Annotated in this window: 13 protein-coding genes and 1 pseudogene; 8 read left to right on the plus strand and 6 right to left on the minus strand. The window is 42.6% G+C overall.

Annotated features, from left to right (window positions below; translation table 11 throughout):
• Positions 1-5: 5 nt before the first annotated feature.
• The 3 genes from MHI27_RS10530 (at position 6) to MHI27_RS10540 (ending at position 3,426) form a co-directional block, all read left to right on the plus strand.
• Positions 6-1,244 carry an ABC transporter permease subunit gene (locus MHI27_RS10530; RefSeq protein ID WP_149643997.1) on the plus strand — a complete coding sequence of 413 codons (1,239 nt, stop codon included), beginning with the start codon at positions 6-8 and terminating at the stop codon, positions 1,242-1,244.
• A 130-nt stretch (positions 1,245-1,374) separates the two neighbouring features.
• Positions 1,375-2,460, plus strand: coding sequence for a glycerol dehydrogenase (locus tag MHI27_RS10535; RefSeq protein WP_405176197.1), 1,086 nt, complete (start codon positions 1,375-1,377; stop codon positions 2,458-2,460).
• Positions 2,461-2,565: 105 nt separating this feature from the next.
• Entirely contained in the window at positions 2,566-3,426 is an 861-nt protein-coding gene (locus MHI27_RS10540) for a divergent polysaccharide deacetylase family protein (RefSeq protein ID WP_405176198.1), read from the plus strand.
• Here MHI27_RS10540 and MHI27_RS10545 read toward each other — a convergent pair.
• Positions 3,413-4,165 carry an N-acetylmuramoyl-L-alanine amidase gene (locus tag MHI27_RS10545; protein ID WP_231573420.1) on the minus strand — a complete coding sequence of 251 codons (753 nt, stop codon included), beginning with the start codon at positions 4,163-4,165 and terminating at the stop codon, positions 3,413-3,415. The genes MHI27_RS10540 and MHI27_RS10545 overlap by 14 nt on opposite strands.
• A 182-nt stretch (positions 4,166-4,347) precedes the next feature.
• Here MHI27_RS10545 and MHI27_RS10550 point away from each other — a divergent pair, with 182 nt between their 5' ends.
• Positions 4,348-4,536, plus strand: a complete 189-nt coding sequence (locus MHI27_RS10550; RefSeq protein ID WP_042186941.1) for a YqzE family protein — start codon at positions 4,348-4,350, stop codon at positions 4,534-4,536.
• 171 nt (positions 4,537-4,707) lie between these two features.
• Here the strand turns inward: MHI27_RS10550 and MHI27_RS10555 are convergent, their stop codons facing one another.
• From MHI27_RS10555 to MHI27_RS10565, 3 genes are all read right to left on the minus strand, one after another.
• On the minus strand, positions 4,708-5,739 hold the full coding sequence (locus MHI27_RS10555) for a hypothetical protein (RefSeq protein WP_405176199.1): 1,032 nt from the start codon (positions 5,737-5,739) through the stop codon (positions 4,708-4,710).
• 155 nt (positions 5,740-5,894) lie between these two features.
• Positions 5,895-6,959, minus strand: a complete 1,065-nt coding sequence (locus tag MHI27_RS10560; protein ID WP_339270329.1) for a YqhG family protein — start codon at positions 6,957-6,959, stop codon at positions 5,895-5,897.
• Complete coding sequence (locus MHI27_RS10565; protein ID WP_234541793.1) at positions 6,956-8,701, minus strand: DEAD/DEAH box helicase; 1,746 nt, start codon at positions 8,699-8,701, stop codon at positions 6,956-6,958. The genes MHI27_RS10560 and MHI27_RS10565 overlap by 4 nt, the downstream gene beginning before the upstream one ends.
• 415 nt (positions 8,702-9,116) lie before the next feature.
• Between MHI27_RS10565 and MHI27_RS10570 the strand changes: the two genes are divergently transcribed.
• Entirely contained in the window at positions 9,117-11,753 is a 2,637-nt protein-coding gene (locus MHI27_RS10570) for an adenosylcobalamin-dependent ribonucleoside-diphosphate reductase (RefSeq protein WP_405176200.1), read from the plus strand.
• Positions 11,754-12,329: 576 nt separating this feature from the next.
• Here MHI27_RS10570 and MHI27_RS10575 read toward each other — a convergent pair.
• Positions 12,330-13,145 (minus strand): annotated as a pseudogene (locus MHI27_RS10575) (YheC/YheD family protein).
• A gap of 356 nt (positions 13,146-13,501) precedes the next feature.
• Here MHI27_RS10575 and MHI27_RS10580 point away from each other — a divergent pair.
• Both MHI27_RS10580 and MHI27_RS10585 read left to right on the plus strand, forming a co-directional pair.
• The gene (locus MHI27_RS10580; RefSeq protein ID WP_405176201.1) at positions 13,502-13,963 is read left to right on the plus strand and encodes a hypothetical protein; all 462 of its coding nucleotides are present in this window, start codon (positions 13,502-13,504) and stop codon (positions 13,961-13,963) included.
• Positions 13,960-14,313 (plus strand): hypothetical protein, encoded by a 354-nt coding sequence (locus MHI27_RS10585; RefSeq protein WP_405176202.1) that lies wholly within the window; start codon positions 13,960-13,962, stop codon positions 14,311-14,313. Before MHI27_RS10580 ends, MHI27_RS10585 begins: the two co-directional genes overlap by 4 nt.
• A gap of 322 nt (positions 14,314-14,635) precedes the next feature.
• Here MHI27_RS10585 and MHI27_RS10590 read toward each other — a convergent pair whose 3' ends face one another.
• Positions 14,636-15,034: a cytidine deaminase gene (locus MHI27_RS10590; protein WP_036689594.1), complete on the minus strand. Its 399-nt coding sequence runs from the start codon at positions 15,032-15,034 to the stop codon at positions 14,636-14,638.
• A 267-nt stretch (positions 15,035-15,301) separates the two neighbouring features.
• Between MHI27_RS10590 and MHI27_RS10595 the strand changes: the two genes are divergently transcribed.
• A complete protein-coding gene (locus tag MHI27_RS10595; protein WP_405176203.1) occupies positions 15,302-16,261 on the plus strand; it encodes a methylenetetrahydrofolate reductase in 960 nt (319 codons plus the stop codon).
• The last annotated feature ends 58 nt before the right edge of the window (positions 16,262-16,319 follow it).

The following is a 16,319-nucleotide window of genomic DNA, read 5'->3' on the forward strand; positions in this document are numbered from 1 at the left end:
AAATCATGGACACGCTGACGCGGTTTGAACTGCGGAAAATAATAAGGAGCAAGTTGTTTTACGTCGTAATTGCGATTGTAATAGCAGTAGTCCTACTTTTAGCTAACATGAGGGTCACAGGGGCATACATAACGGGTAAGGATGGTGAGGAATTAAAAGGATTGGCTGCAATTTCCCTCCAAAGAGAATACGGACGTCAGCTTGCCGGTCCCTTAACGACGGAAAAATTGGAAAATTCGATTGAACGACACAAAAAGGCTCATCTCGATCCGAACAATATTGATGATAAAGGGAATTTAAAGAATGAAGCTTATGCTAAATATGAAGTCCCGGATGAACAGATCAATACTTTAATTCGTTACGCATTTTCTCCTTTGAGCAATTATGATTATTCTGTAATGGATAGATTGCAACCAGATGATGCTAAAATGTTTTATGAGAAACGGATTGAAAAAGTTAACGGTTATTTAAATTACGATTATTCTTATGGTAATTATTCAGTCAAGGAGAAAGCATTCTTTAATACAATGAACGAGCAGCTTCGTGTTCCATTTCAGATGGACTATGTTACTGGATGGGAAAAAGTATTCCAAAATCTTCAAAACCTCTTTTTAATTATATCTTTGGCCATTGGAATATGCCTCGCTCCCATGTTCGCCGACGAATATCAGCGGGGTACGGATGCGATCATTTTGTCTTCTCGTTATGGTCGCAATAAGGTCATCACCGCCAAATTAAAGGCTGGCTTTATTCTATCTATAGCACTACTATTGTTAGCGCTCGTGGCATACACGCTTTTGCTGCTCGGAATATTTGGATTTGAGGGTGCGAAAGCAAATGTGCAGATGATTGACCTTTTGGCTCCCGTTTCCTTCACAGTCTTCCAAGCGTATCTGTGGGCGATCCTCATCGGTAGTCTAGCCTGCCTGATGGTGGGAGCATTGACTCTGTGGCTGTCCAGCCTTATGAGTAGTCCCTTTTCTGTTATCATTGTCATAGGAATATTGGTTATTGGTCCACTGTTCATTCCTGCCAGCAAGAGCAGCCGACTGTTTAATCATCTGATAGATTTGCTGCCAGGTAATATGTTTGACGGTTTTAAAAAAATAACCTCATATGAATTGTTTAATCTGTTTGGTGTATTAATTCCAGAATATAAGGTCATGGCAGGCTTCGCTCTTGTTGTTATAGTGCTACTACTGCCTCTTACTTATAGGGCATTTAAGAAACATCAAGTGGCCTGAATTTGAGAATATTTTGAAATGGTTTACTATTTATACTCATAGATGATTTTTCGCGATAGATCTTTTTTTATAGCCAGTCTGAAGCAACACTCCTTAGAATAAAAGAATATACAAAAAGAGGAGTGAAACCATGACGCAGATCATATGTTCACCGACTAAATATATTCAGGGGTATGGCGAGATTCGTAAGCTGGGAGATTATTGTTTGCAGCTGAGCGCAAAAAGAGCATTTGCGATTGTAGATCCTTATATTTTTTCCATGTACAAGGAGGATATCTTACACAGCTTTGAAGTGAACGATATTCCCCTTATGATGTGCGAATTCAAGGGTGAGTGCAGCCGTAATCAGGTGGATGAGATAGTGCTAGAACTTGGCCTGAAGGACGCTGAAGTTATCTTAGGAATCGGTGGCGGCAAGACCCTAGATACGGCAAAAGCAGTAAGCCACATGGCGGATCTCCCGGTAGTTATTGTACCCACAGTGGCCTCGACGGATGCACCTTGCAGCGCTTTATCAGTGTTGTATTCGGACGAAGGTGACTTCGACTGTTACCTTCCATTAAAAAGAAATCCTGATATGGTGATCGCAGATATCGATATCATTGCTAAAGCCCCTGCAAGATTGCTGGTGGCTGGAATGGGTGATGCTTTGTCCACCTATTACGAAGCAAGAGCTTGCCGTCAATCAGGAGCGGTTACTCATGCAGGCGGGACTTGCACAATCGCAGCGTTCTCTTTAGCACGTGCTTGTCTGGACACACTTCTTGCTGAAGGTGAATCCGCACTCCTGGATGTTAAACAGGGGATCACCTCTTCTGCAGTGGAACATATTGTTGAAGCTAATATTTACTTGAGCGGCGTTGGATTTGAGAGCGGTGGGCTTGCTGCAGCCCATGCTATTCATAACGGACTGACCCTGCATGAGGAATGCAGGAATGTGCTGCATGGTGAGAAGGTTGCCTTTGCTACGATCGTGCAGTTGGTCTTGGAGAAGGCTTCAGAAGATGAGATCGCTCAGGTCAGTGCTTTCTGCAAAAAAGTCGGCCTTCCCGTTACACTTAAGGAGCTTGGGATTACCAGTATCGATATGGATAAATTAATGGTGGTGGCAGAAGCTAGCTGCTCCCAGGATAGCCCAATGAAGAATATGCCATTTGAAGTTCAATCTGTGGATGTGCTGGAAGCAATCCTTGCCACAGACAAGCGCGGGCATTAGCAACAGCTCGATTGTAAATTATTGCGAACCCTCCTCGTACATATTTAACCTTCTTGAACCAAACAATGAGAACAATTGTTTAAGACGAAGGAGGCGTTCCTCTTGATGAAGGACAGTCGAAAGGTTAAACGTTACTTACTGAATTGGCTTGCTGTTGCTGCAGTATTGATTACCACAATTGTTCCGGCTACGCCGGCTGTCTCTGCTGCCACGTCTAAAGACAACGCTACAAATACGCAGCTTGAAGAGAGTGCACCTAAACGTGATAAGGTTGCTATCATTATTGACGATTTCGGCAATGGCATGAAGGGGACAGATGAAATGTTCTCGTTACCGATAAAGCTTACTGTAGCCGTCATGCCTTTTTTACCTACATCCGTAAAGGATGCCACCCGCGCACATGAACGCGGAGATGATGTTCTGGTTCATTTGCCGATGGAGCCGCGCCAAGGTAATCCTAATTGGCTTGGACCAGGAGCCATATTGGCCAAAATGTCCGATGAGGAAGTGCGACAAAAGGTTGAGGCAGCACTCGATAATGTTCCTTATGCGATCGGGATAAATAACCATATGGGTTCGAAAATTACCGGAGATGAGCGGATTATGGCAGTAATCTTATCTGTATGCAAAGAACGAGGATTATTTTTTGTAGACAGCAAGACCAACTACCGTTCCGTTGCTGGCAATATGGCTTATCGTATGGGGTTGCCACGCGTAGAGAACCATATCTTTTTAGATGACACACATACAGCAAGTCATGTTCTGAAACAAATGGGTCTCGTCAAAGACATGGCGAAGGATCAACGATTTTGTGTAACGATTGGTCATGTTGGTGTATTTGGGAAAGAGACCGCCGCAGGAATCCGCAGCGGTATTGAACAGATGAAAGACAATGTTGAGTTTATAGGGATTTCTGATCTGGTTAAAAACGAGATGAAATGGAGCTCCCAACTTAAACTTCCATAAGATAAGCTACAATACCATCAGCGATGGCTTCAGCGATTTGTTGCTGCCCTTTAGGGGTGCATAACTTTGCGCGGTCAGTCGGACTGCTTACAAAACCCGCCTCAACGATAACAGTTGTGGCGGTTATTTTGTTGAGTAAATAAAAGGGCTTGCCTGGTCTTGGATGAGCCTCGACATCGTAAAGATTGTTTAGCTGATGCTGAATGGACTTAGCAAGCATGAAGCTACGGCCCTCTTGACGGTACAATACAAGTGGACCATGTTTGGAAGGGGAAGGCGCCCAGTTAATATGGATGCTTACCACTACAGTAGCAGGTAATGTCTCAGCGAGCTCTTTACGCTGTGCAAGATCCCGAAGATGTCGAGATTTACTACGCAGCCAGCGGTTCTCATCACTTGGGGCATAATCTCCATTGCGATTTAAAGCAACGTCAAAGCCATCGCTACCCAGAAGTAGAAATAATCGACGTGAGATATCTAAGGTGATATCTTTTTCAAGAATATTACCGTAGGAAGTTCCACCGTCGATGCCTCCGTGTCCCGCATCAATTAGGATCATACGATGTCCGTGACCTAATAAATGCTGACGGTCATCCTTCATCACAGGTTTCTCTGGTGTCGCAGAGGCTAAGGAGCTGCCCATAAACAACATTAGTAGTCCTAGGGTAGTTAGAGTGATTCGAAAGCCACATAGAGCAGCTGCTGTTCTGGAAAAGGATTGTTTTCTCCAGTTGTTCAAGTGAAACGCCTCCTTGCAAGTGAATAACGTCTTCTGGATTCTTTGTTAGATTGTGCTTTAATAGGTAAACCTATTCGACAAATCAGAAGTCTGTAGTTTAGATCCAAGTGGAGTGGTGCACACTAAGACCATGGAACGGATGCTGATAATCTGAATTCACTTACATTTTAGGAGGTGTTAAAATGGCTTCCGGTGGCGATGAGCTTGTAAAGTATATAACGGAGAAGGTAGTCGTATATATCGAGGATCCGCGTGCCATTCATGCTCGTAGAGCGGCTACGAAGCAGCCGTGGTCACAGAAATGGTTTGGCATGCTCCCGCTTGGGTGGTCTATCTGGCGAAGCAAGTGGAGTCATGATAAAAAAGACTAAAGGTTAAATAGCAAATAACCTTCCAGTGCCATTATTCATGGGTGGCAGTGGAAGGTTATTTGCATTTGTTTAAATATAAGAATTTATATGCTTACGTTATAAATTATCCTTCTATTTCTCGCATAAACACTTACCGTCCTCATAAGGACGCCGAAGGCGTTTATGCTTGTGTTAACGATTATATCCGAGTGCTTTGGTCGTTCTGTCGGGCAGCTTATGCAGTGTTCCATTATTTTGTAGTGCAGTGAGTGGTAAGTATCGTTTTCCTTCAGGGCCTGAGGCCGCGTATACGGTAATTTTATTGTTCTCAGCTTGACCTTGAGAAGGCTGCCAGCTCTGATAGCCTGTAATCATAAATGGTGCCCCGACAAGGTCGTTTCGTCCAGCAGCTTGATAAGCGATGCTTTCTTTAGGTCTGATCAGAAGTGCGATATTGTCACCGCTCACTGTAGTTAGTTTAGGAGCGGTCAGCCAAAGGATATCTTCGTAAGGATCATCTGACCCTCCACTATTGAAGGCCGATAGCGGTGATACGTCAGGATTAAGATTAGTAATTACATCTGTTACTGGAGGCTGCTCTTTAAGGACTTCTTCTGCCTTGCTCAGTGTCCAAGGTAAAATTTGCGGTACGGAAGCATTGATGTAAACCGTCTTTTCGTCAATAGTTATTTTCCAGACCGGTAGAAGTGGTGCATATAAAGCAGTAAGGTTTATTGTTCCTGAAAAAGATGATGTAATGAGACCTTTCTGCACCAAAAACTGGCGCAGATCATTTAAACTGTATGGGAGTCCGTAAGTGCCGGCTCCATATTCACTTAGCATATATCCGCCTGTATCTGTGGCAGAAATGATCATGTATCCGATCCGCTCTTCACCCTTCATTACATTTACAAGCCAGCCATGAGTACCTGGACCAAGGGGATAATATTCTATCCTTGCATCCTTCCAGGCTGTAAATGGAGCTTCTGCAGCGAGCTTGTTCAATGTAGCCTTAGCGAATTCTTGGACCGTACTGGGTGAAGGTAAGGTACTCATCTTCAATACAGGAATTGCATCCTGCGTGACTGACTGGATCACACTTACTCTGGCCAGCGCGAGCGCTGAAGGGGAACCAGAACTGGATACAAACAGTCCAAAGCTTAGAAGCAGGAGGAGGCATCCTTGACCCGCAAGTTTCAGCCTCCGTTGCAAACTTATTTTCATGGCGTCGATCACCTTTCTTTGTTAAGAAATGTCAGGAAAGTTAAGCTTTACTCTATTGTAGTGGACAGGCAATAAAAAGGCTGTTGCTTGCTGTCGCGCTTGAAGGCGGAAGTTCTCTTGTTTTTTTGCCTGCTTTTAGCGAGTAGGGTCGCATTCTATAGGCTTCGCAGATGAAACAGTCCGTAGGTTATCGCAGAAACTGCAATTTGCGGCTCATATTGCCAAATGGTCTCCTGTCGACGACGGTTATACTGCTCTTGAGTGCCTAAACGTTTTTCTTCATCAGGCTCTTTCAGCAGCTCTCCGTAATAAATATCAATGATAGCCAGCTCGATTCTAAGACGCTCACGTGCCTGTTCTGCCCAAGTGTAATCGAGTTCGGCAAGATGAGAGGTAAGATGAGCCTCTAATAAATCTGTAGCGGCTGTCACTGTTAATTCATAAGGCTGAATATGGACGTTTTCTGGTAAACGGGGGATCATCTCCCGCGAGGCTATCTTAGTGTTAAAGTCATCAATGATGGTCCCTTTTGTCAGCGATATTCCAAGATAATGCAGTTCTTCCCGTTTCAAATCGCAGCTCATCTCCACTTTATAGCAGACGCCGAGCCACGGTTCATAAGCTGCAGAGAAGAGTGTATTCCGCTGCCTGCTACCGGGATCTTCAAATAAGTAAAGGCATTTCCCTTCATCTTGCGCCGCACTCCAAATTTGCTGCAGGCGCTTGCTACCATAGATGATATCTTCACGTCTTATCATACCGGGCCCAATTCGGGGCAATGCAGGTACAATACCGAAGTAGCGGGCTAGGATGCTATCTTCTGGATTTGAGGAGGGGACATGAACCACATTAGATTCAGGTGATGTTGGATTCAATAGATCTGCGCTAGCCTCAGCATCTGTTGTGGCGCCCATCGCTGGGTTTCCGGTAATTGGCGGATTCAATGCTCCGATGCTGTGATTTACCGTTGGCGGAACTTCTATAGCTGCCTGGCTATCGTATTTTTCCGGATCAAATACAAAAGTGAAAGAGAGTGTCTCCGGATCAACACCAGTACGTTCCACGAACCCCCAGTAATAAGGTCGATCTGTTAGCATTCTGTCAGCTCTTGGCGATAGCTTTACAGTTACGTGAATGGGCGATACTTCAATAATGGAGCATTCTGTCGCCTCCAGATAATCCATTACATGTTTGCGTACTTCCTGTGAGTTGAGGGTCATGTCGCAGTCTCACTTTCCTTTTTAATACCCTGAGTCAACTCACTTAGGGATTCACCGATATGATCTAACTCATGTCGCAGCTCTTCATCGGAGCGGGATTCGAGCATGATTTTGTATAAACTTTTCTCCAGTGATTCTTTCTTCTCAAAACGCTCCAGAATCACATCCAGCCCGCCAATGACCATTTCGAACATATTGATCTTCTCGTGTAGCAGATGAAGGATATGTTCTTCAATCGTACCTTGTGTGGACAAATTATAGATAACCACGTCATTTTCCTGACCTAACCGGTGCACCCGCCCGATCCGTTGTTCTACTCTCATGGGATTCCAAGGCAGATCGAAGTTGATCATGTGGTGACAGAACTGCAGGTTAATGCCCTCACCACCCGCCTCAGTAGCGATCATGACTTGAGCACGACCGCGGAAGAGGTCCATCATCCAGTCCTTTTTACCACGATTCATCCCGCCGGAATAAGAAACACACATTAGCCCATGTTCGCGGAAATACTGAAGCAAATATTCTTGAGTCGCGCGATACTCCGTAAAAACGATGACCTTTTCATTCATTTCTTGAATGAGAGATAGTGTTGTTTCGGCTTTGGTATTGGTCTTAACCGTACGAAGTGTCTGCAATAGCTCCATCATCCGATCGCGTTTCGGCGAATCAGCAGGCAGCTTCTTGATCAGATTAACTAAAGTGATGAAGACGGCATCCCTACTGCTGCACACCTCACGCTGAAGCGTTACCAAGGAAAGCATGCTGCTAAGATTGCCGCCTGATTCCTGATACTGATCTTTAACAAAAGAAGTGACAGCGTCATATAATACTCTCTCTTCCTGTGAAAGAACTAGCGGAATATTACGGACTTTTCGTTTCGTAAAATTAACTGGACCTTCGCCACGCCGATTGCGGATCATCACCTTCGATAGCTCGTCCCTTAGCTGACCTTCATTCTTAGGTTGGCGTTTATCAACGACGAAATTCGAAGCAAAATCACCCTGATTTCCTAGTTGCCCCGGTTTCAGTAAAGTGATCAAATTAAATAGCTCGCCCAGATCATTCTGAACGGGAGTAGCGGTTAGGAGCAGGCAATATTTTTTGCGTAATTGCTGTACAAATAGATAATTGGTCGATTTCTTGTTCTTTAGCTTATGCGCTTCATCAATAATCAACATGTCATATTCATTTTCCAGCAGCATCTCTTTATGAGGATCGCGCTTCGCGGTATCCATAGATGCGACGACAATCGCATTCCCCCAGGAATATGCTTTTTTCTGTGCAACAGCAGAGATGCCAAACTTGGCATTCAGCTCGCGGACCCACTGCAATACGAGGGAAGCGGGTACCAGAATAAGCACTTTAGAGACTAGACCGCGGACAAGATATTCCTTGAGTACAAGTCCTGCTTCAATCGTCTTTCCTAGTCCAACCTCATCTGCAAGAATCGCGCGGCCCGACATCTCAAACAAAACCTTATGCGCGGTATCGAGCTGATGAGGAAGCGGGGATAATCCGGATAAATGTTTCATGCATTGCAGCTCATCGAAGCTGGTTACTAGACCCGTTTGTTCACCTTGCACAGCAAGCTTGGACAGACGGTAGTCTCCCCATGGACCACCTTTATCTAGTTTGAGTTCTAGATCCTGCAGCCAATTCCGGTCAAAAGAAAGAGGAACAGGCAGTATAGGCGCTGACTTTCCACCTTTGTGAGGTAGAGAATTACGGAATAATTGCGTCATGGTACAGCCTCCTCAGGTGCTATTTCATATCATCATTCGTAGGAGTAGTATGCTCTTAAACAAGAGAATTCATAACCTTCTATTTTTCTTGATAGCCTTTAAAAAAGAGAGTAAAAGCGAGAAAACGCGGCAAGGTTTGCGATATTTCGGCTGCTTAACTCTATTTTCGAAAAAGACCTTCGATACAATATGTGGTATAGTTTAAAAGCTGACGCACACAATATATTGTGACAAAAGCATGAAAATGTGATTTTTTTAAAGTGCGTAGCTGCTATTTGTTATTGACAAGATGAACTTCCTACATACACCCGTAAGACGGAAGATAAGTGTAAGGAAGTTTTTGTTGTGGGTCACAAAATGTACGCCCACACCTGAATTGGAACTAATATTTACTACATTGCGGGAGGTTTTTCTATTGGGTAAAGTGGAACGGAAGCAACGCCTTGAAGGGCTAAGTGAAAAAATATTTTTGGATCGTTATGCTTGGAAGGATGCCGACAGCAATAATGCTAAAGTGGGCGATGTTGTACTCGTTCTAACAAAGGATGATCCGAAGTTTCCCACGAAGGAAGTCGGAGAGATCGTAGAACGTAACGGCAGAATCGTAACCGTGAAGACGCGCAGCGGCGAACTTGTGAAATCAGATGTTGAAAAGCTGACGCTTAATATAGAAAAAACACCAGAGGAAATGTGGGATCGTCTGTCTACAGCTATGGCTTCTGTGGAGAAGACGCCCGAGCTTCAAGAAGAATGGGCAGGCAAATTCCGTTCGATTCTGGATGATTGGAAGCTCGTACCGGGCGGACGTATTGCAGCGGGTGCAGGCGCTAGTGAAGAACTAACATTATTCAACTGTTATGTGATCCCTTCTCCAAAAGACAGCCGTGGCGGCATCATGCAGACATTGTCTGAAATGACAGAAATTATGGCTCGTGGTGGCGGTGTAGGGATTAACCTATCCTCTCTACGTCCACGCCGGGCAATTGTGAGAGGTGTTAATGGTTCTTCCAGTGGTTCTGTATCTTGGGGCGGTCTGTTTAGCTATACCACTGGACTAATTGAACAAGGCGGTAGCCGCCGTGGTGCACTTATGCTCATGATTAATGACTGGCATCCAGATGTGGAGGACTTCATTACCGTAAAGCAAACGATGGGTCAAGTTACGAATGCGAACCTTTCGGTATGTGTGAGCAATAGCTTTATGAAGGCTGTAAAAGAAAATCTGGATTGGGATCTCGTATTTCCGGATACTACAGATCCAGATTACAACGATGTGTGGGATGGCGATCTAGACAAGTGGAAGGCTGCGGGCAAAAACGTTATTCATTATCGCACCGTTAAAGCGCGTGATGTGTGGCGCACCATTATTGAATCCGCTTGGAAATCCGCTGAGCCAGGCGTTGTGTTCATGGAATACTACAATCAGATGTCCAACAGCTGGTATTTTAATCCGATCATTTGTACGAACCCATGTGGGGAGCAAGGACTGCCAGGCTGGGGAGTCTGCAATTTGTCTGCTGTGAACCTGTCCAAATTCTACGATGAGAAGAATCATGATGTAGACTGGGAAGATCTCGCGACTACGACGCGTTATTCCGTACGTTTCTTGGACAATGTCATTGATAAGACGCCTTATCATTTCCCGGAAAATGAAGCGAATCAGAAAAACGAACGCCGTGTGGGTCTCGGAACGATGGGTCTTGCTGAGCTGATGATCAAATTGAACATCCGTTACGGTAGCCCGGAATCTTTGGCGTTTCTGGACAAGCTTTACGGCTTTATGGCTCGTGAAGCATACCTTGCTTCTGCAGAGATTGCTGGGGAGAAGGGATCTTTCCTAGCTTTTGACACAGAGAAATATTTAATGAGCGGTTTTATGAAAAATATGCTCGAAACGTATCCAGAGGTTGGTGAAGCGATTCGTAAACATGGCATGCGTAACGTTACAGTGATAACACAAGCACCTACAGGTAGCACAGGTACAATGGTAGGCACCTCGACAGGTATTGAGCCTTATTTCGCCTTTAAATATTTCCGTCAAAGTCGCCTTGGCTACGATGAGCAGTTCGTTCCAATCGCCCAAGAATGGCTTGAAGCTCATCCAGGTGAAGAGCTGCCAGATTATTTCGTGACTTCGATGGATTTATCAGCTAAGGATCATATTCGTGCGCAAGCAGCGATTCAACGCTGGGTAGATAGCTCGATTTCCAAGACAGCCAACTGCCCGTCTGACTTCACAGTAGAAGAGACGGCTGAGCTGTATGAAATGGCCTTCGATCTGGGATGCAAAGGCGTTACAATCTATCGTGACGGTAGCCGTGACGTGCAAGTGCTGCAAACCTCGAAGAAGGAAGATGCAGTAGAAGAGGTAGCTCCAGCAGTTGAAGTTGCAACGACTCCTGAAGCAAATGTTGTAACGGCAAGCCCAGCACCTCAAGCTCCTACTAAAGAGCTGGATAAACAATACAAAAAACGTCCGCAGGTTCTGCGCGGCGCAACCTATAAGATCAACACACCTTTTGGTATGGCGTATATTACGATCAATGATCTAGATGGCACACCGGCAGAAATCTTCCTGAATGTAGGTAAAGCAGGTTCTGATGTCTTTGCGATGGCAGAAGCACTCGGTCGTGTCTGCTCCTTGTTCCTCCGTTATGGAGATCATGGTGAGAAGGTAGAATTGTTGATCAAACATCTGAAAGGTATCGGCGGATCAGGTGCAATCGGCTTCGGTGCGAATCGAGTAGAATCCATTGCAGATGCTGTAGCTAAGGCATTGGAGACTCATGTACTGAATAACGCTCATGATGATCATTTGCCTGCACCGATTGCAGCAACTTTGGAGCTAGAAGATTTCAATGAAGCTTTAAATGCGGAGTTGAAAGCGAGCGTTCCTGCGGCAGCTTCTATTGAAGATGGTCAGGGCGGACATGGCGCGCATAGCCACACTTCTGCTTCGCGTGACCTTTGTCCTTCTTGCGGCGGTGCTTCGCTGATTAATATTGAGGGTTGTAAGACTTGCGGAAATTGTGGGTATAGTCGTTGCGGGTAAGTATTTGACACAAAAAATTGAATAACTTAGTGTGATGTTTCATTTTAAATGAGAAAAATTCGTTTTAAACGAGAAAAATCATTGATATTCAAGTGTGTGCATGCTTATGCATTAGAACAAAGTTTTTAAAGCCGGTAAGCCTTTCTGTTAAGGTTTATCGGCTTTTTATATTAAGTCTAACAGAAACATGAGTTGTAGTTGTTTTGTCATTGAATATAAAGTACGAAGCGGATAACCTGCCCTTAGTTGCAAGAATTAATACATCTAGAATAATATTTGGAGAATTGCTTTTGAAATACTTTCTAATGGCCAATGGTGAAAAGGCTATGGATACTATTCCTTCCTCCCTCAATACATCCTGCAGCCCATTTTCTATCCATCTATCGAACATTTCTATATTGCTGAGCGGGCCAACCTCGTCACTGCCATATTTAGCCGTCCAGATGAGGATCGGAGCCGTCCTAAATTGGCCGGAGGTACCATTATTAAAGATTTTTTCCGTACGAATGTCAATAAAATGAATATCATCCCATACGCCATTCCCTTGTCATGATCCACGCTGACGCCCCGATAGCCCTAGATCACGTCAATATTCATAAACCAAATATCGCTGCCCGCTGCCCGTCCTTGCATGCCTACCTTGGTACCAGCAGATTCGGTAAAGGCAACCGAATTTTTGTATACGACATCCGAGGGGCCCCTTTTATTATTATATAGCCATAATACATATTCCATAGGGCGTACTAAAGCTTTACGATAGGTGCTGCTGTCCCCGGATCGGGCGAATACTTCTCGGGCAGGCTTCAGGTTGACCTCTAGGACATAGATCCTTCCTTCACGATCGATGGCTAGATCAAGAGCTAATTCACATAATACACCAAAGCTTTCCTCTAGAAAGACAGCGGCCTAAAGACCTAGCTTTTCGGCAGTTTTCATAACCTTCTCGGTTTTCTCTGTGCTACCTAGCCACTCTTTCAATAAGGTCTCTGCACGAACCGCGTGACCACCACCATGAAGATTAGAGGTTATGCTTCGTGCAGCACCAACTCTTGCGGCCATTCCAGTTAGCTCCCAGACCCCTTGCCCATTCTTCTGAACAAGTATACGGTAATCATGAAAACGTCCGCCAGGTAATTGTAGTGGAATGCCCTGTGGAATGAGGAAGCTTCCTCCGATACACCATTGACGAACAATCGATTCCAGTCGTGAGGCTGAGACCTTTCGAGGGGCTATGATACGGCGATCCTGCCGACGGCCTTGGATATCAAAGACGCCTTGTTTATTCTTCATTTTCTCGATTCTAAGAAAACCACGTCCACCCGTACCGTTAGGCGGTTTGATATAGACTACTGGTGTCTGTTTAAGCGGTTCTATATAGATGTGGAAAAATATTCAAAAGATTATGTATTTGTAACCAGCTTTACGATCTATACAGCTTTTCTAAGTAATTTGAACTCAACAGGTCTAATGAAAAGGGTTGTACTTAACTTCTACTTTGTTCTTTGTTCATAAACTTTAAATTAGTTCAAATAAATTATCTAATCTTGACTCGGAAGAGGGGTTTACTATTATTTTCTGCCTTGAAATTCCCGATGATTCCATTATAAGGATATTTAGTGGTTTAGTTAAAATTAATCCATATAATTTCAGGGGTGGTATATAGGTGTTTGAAGTAAGAAGAAATTCTCGATGAGGGGTGATGATATCGTTAGAGTATTAAGTGAACGAATGGAAAGGGGGGACGAAAGATGAAGTCATTCAAGACAGGACTACAAGCCATACTTTATGTACTACTGGTGGTTGGACTGCATCTGATCTTAATCTATTTTTTAAAGATAAGAATAGAGGGATGGGGAACGGAGTTATTAAAATTCTCATTTAAGGTGTACTTTATACCACTTTTATTATGTTTTATAAATTCTTTTTTGTTTATAAGGACTCAGAGGATAAAATACAATGCTTTTTGGTTTTTGGTAACTATGCTATCCAGCCTCTTACTTCTTTTATTTTTCAATGCAATACAAGGTGACAGTGATAGTGAGTATGGAGTTGTCGTTTCTATTGAATTTTTTCCAAAATATCAAGTGGAAATGCTCATTCTACTTCCTTGGAGTATTTCTATTATACAATTTATCTTAACTCTATATTATCTAATCAAAATAAGAAAAAATCTAATCGTTAGAAATAATCAAAGGGGGAATGTAATATGAAAAGAATATTTTCATTAAGTATAATTATTACAGTTTTTGCTTCTTTATTTAGTCCAACTGGAAAGCTCCAAAACTATACATATGCTAATTCAGTTCATGAATCTGTATACAGCAATAATCCAGTCCAACAATCTTCGATCGGAATATTGAGTACATCAGTATACCCAGATAATGCTGTCGTGAAATATGGAGAAAAGATATACATCAATTATAGTTTCAATGATAAGGCTCACCCGGTACTCATTAATATTTATAAAGATGGAATAATATTTTTACCTGGAATAATGGGAAGTGAGTTGTTTCTGGGCGATGAGCAGGTATGGGGAAAAAGAATCAAAAATGATAGATAATCATTGAGAGGTTTTAACTATATGAGTTTGATAATTAGTGTAATTCAAAAGGGAAGTATAATTTAGATACTATAGAACTTCATACAGACTATGATAAAGAATTTATTGAATTTAGCGTAAGAAATGCTTTGGAAATGATAAAGGTAGTACTTAAAGAAAAAGATAAGGTTGGAATTGCGATTTGGTAAGTCACAACGTATTTACGCGGTGTGTTTGGTCTGTGAACTCTGTGTTCTGACAAAGCTTTTAAACACAAAAACACGCGTACTTGTCTAACACAGGTACGCGTGTTTTTGATATTCCACTATGGTAGGTATTATTTTTACATATCTAAATTTTTGAATGCGTAAGGCAATAAATCCCTTAAACTCAGCTCTAAGATTTCTTTTTTCTCATTGGTTAAATAGACAGGCATGTCGGGCAAACAGAATTCCGATAATACTTGTCTGCAGATACTGCATGGCGGCAGAAAATCCATTGTGTCACCTGCTACAGCTATAGCCTGAAAATCACCTTTAGTATAGCCCTTTGTAATAGCTGTGAAGATTGCTGTTCTCTCTGCACAGTTAGTAGCACCAAAAGATACATTTTCTACATTTACTCCATTAATAACATTTCCATCTTTAAGTAATAAGGCTGCTCCAACTGGAAATTTAGAATAAGGGGCATAAGCAGCTTTCTTTGTGTTACGTGCGCTTTCCATTAATTCTTCTTTATTCATAATACTCACCCTTTTTAAATAAGAATGAACCTTTCGGTCCCCTTATCGCCAACTTTAAGGTTGGCAGGACTTCTAATATTATAGTCAGACCAAATGGTTGTCAACATTAAAATCTAGAAGCTCCGCCTCCATGATGTACTACTCGATAAGTACCAATAGGGAATCATAGCTTTAAAATATAACTAGATATAGTAAATATAAGTTATACATATTAAGCCTGCCATGGTAGCCTTAACTTAAAAGAGACGTGTAGAGGAGTTTTTTATTTTGGGAGCGGCAGAGAGTACATTTAAACAAAAAATATTGAGCAAGAAACCTGGTATTTTAACATATGGGATGACACCACCGAAGGCAAGCCATTCACAAGAAAAGATATCAGAAATTGCACAGAAACAGGTTGAAAGACTTAAAAACGTTGATTTAGATGCTTTAATTCTTTACGACGTCCAGGAGGAAGCAGAAAGAGTTGATCATGAAAGACCTTACCCATATTTACCAACGATTGATCCGGCTGTCTATGGTGATAAATATCTAAGACAAGTGGAGGTCCCGAAAATAATTTATCGGTGCGTCGGTAATGATACAAGAGCTTCGTTCGCGGATTGGATTAAGACTGACGAAAGTGAAGACAGATTTTCAGTGTATGTGGGCGCTTCATCAAGTAAGCAAGAGGTGAAATTGAATTTACCAGATGCTTATAAGCTAAGCAAACAGTTAAATAGCAATTTGAATTTTGGAGGAGTTGTCATTCCTGAAAGACATATAAAAAAGAATGATGAGCATATACGGGTTGTCGAAAAGATTAACAATGGATGCAACTTTTTTATCACTCAGGCAACTTATAATGTAGAGGCGTCAAAGAATTTATTGTCTGATTTATATTATTACTATACAAATAAGGGTTTTGAAATGGTTCCTATTTTATTTAATCTTGCACCATGTGGCACAGCGAAAACATTACAATTTATGAAATGGTTGGGGATCAGTATCCCGGGATGGTTAGAAAACGAGTTGAAATACTCGAACGACATTTTGGATAAATCAATTCAGCTATCTCAAAAAATATTTGAAGAACTATTTGAGTTCGGGCTGGAGAAGGGAATTCCAATTGGATGCAGCATTGAAAGTGTTTCAACAACTAAGTTGGAAATTGAAGCATCCATTCAGCTCGCTAAAGATGTAAAGGCATTTCTAGATAAAAAGCTGTTGAGTCTAGAGAGTAGATGATTAATTGTTTTAAGGAGATTAGAAATATTAACGTTATCGCATTGAATTTTCTAACAGT

The organism is Paenibacillus sp. FSL H8-0261 (assembly GCF_045040645.1).
Taxonomy (GTDB): domain Bacteria; phylum Bacillota; class Bacilli; order Paenibacillales; family Paenibacillaceae; genus Paenibacillus_AQ.